The 1,132-nt window shown below is 73.6% G+C and carries 1 pseudogene; it reads left to right on the forward strand.

Annotated features, from left to right (window positions below):
- Positions 1–1,132 (forward strand): annotated as a pseudogene (locus BHU15_RS37525) (hypothetical protein); the annotation flags it as partial.

Here is a 1,132-nt window from a genome sequence, read left to right on the forward strand (position 1 = left end):
CAGGACGGACTTGCCGCCGCCCGGCCCCGGCAGGTGTGCTCTTCCTGGAGAACGGCGGCGGCAAGTCCGTCCTGCTCAAACTGATCTTCTCGGTGATGCTGCCCGGCCACCGCAACACCCTCGGCGGCGCCAGTTCCGGCGTGCTGCGCAAATTCCTGCTCGCCGACGACTGCGGGCACGTCGCCCTCGAATGGCAGCACACCCTCACCGGCGAGCTGGTCGTGGTCGGCAAGGCCAGCGAATGGCGCGGCCGTCAGGTCTCCAACGACCCCCGCAAGTTCGCCGAGGCCTGGTACTCCTTCCGGCCCGGCCCCGGGCTGAGCCTGGACTCGCTGCCGGTCGCCGAGTCCACCGCCGTACGGCGCCCCCTGGAGGGCGTCTCCGGCGCCCGCGGCCGGCGCCGCACCATGAAGGGGTTCCGCGACGCCCTCACGGAGGCGGGAAAGGCGTACCCCCACCTCGACGTGCACTGGGAGGAGATCCACGACCGCTGGATCGAGCATCTCGGCGATCTGGGCCTCGACCCCGAACTGTTCCGCTACCAGCGGGAGATGAACGCCGACGAGGGCGAGGCCGCCGGGCTCTTCGCCGTCAAGAAGGACTCCGACTTCACCGATCTGCTGCTGCGCGCCGTCACCGACACCCGCGACACCGACGGGCTCGCCGACCTCGTCGGGGGCTTCGGCAACAAACTCGGCCGCCGCGACGAGCTGACCGCCGAGCGGGACTTCACGGCGGGCTCCGTCGACCTGCTCGGCCGCATCGTCGACGCCGCCGACGCCCGGTCCCGGGCCCGCGAGATCCACGCGGGCGCCGAACGCCGCACCCGCACCCTCGCCCGCAGGCTCACGGCCCGCGCCACCGAGGAACGAGGCCGCGTGGGCGACCTCGCCCAACAGGTCACCGCAGCCGCCCACACCGTCACCGAGGCCGACCGGGCCCGTGGCCGCAGCGCCCTCATCGCAGCCGAACTGGCCTACCGGCACGCCTCCCTGGCCCTCACCGTCGCGGAGAAGGCCGCGGCGGCCCAACGGCGCGAGCTGAGCGACGCCCGTACGCTCCACTCGGCCTGGCAGGCCGCCGAGAACGTGCTGCGCCACCGCGCCGCAGCCGACCGCTCCGCGCGCGTCGC

The sequence above is a fragment of the Streptomyces niveus genome (assembly GCF_001723055.1).
GTDB classification, from domain to species: domain Bacteria; phylum Actinomycetota; class Actinomycetes; order Streptomycetales; family Streptomycetaceae; genus Streptomyces; species Streptomyces niveus.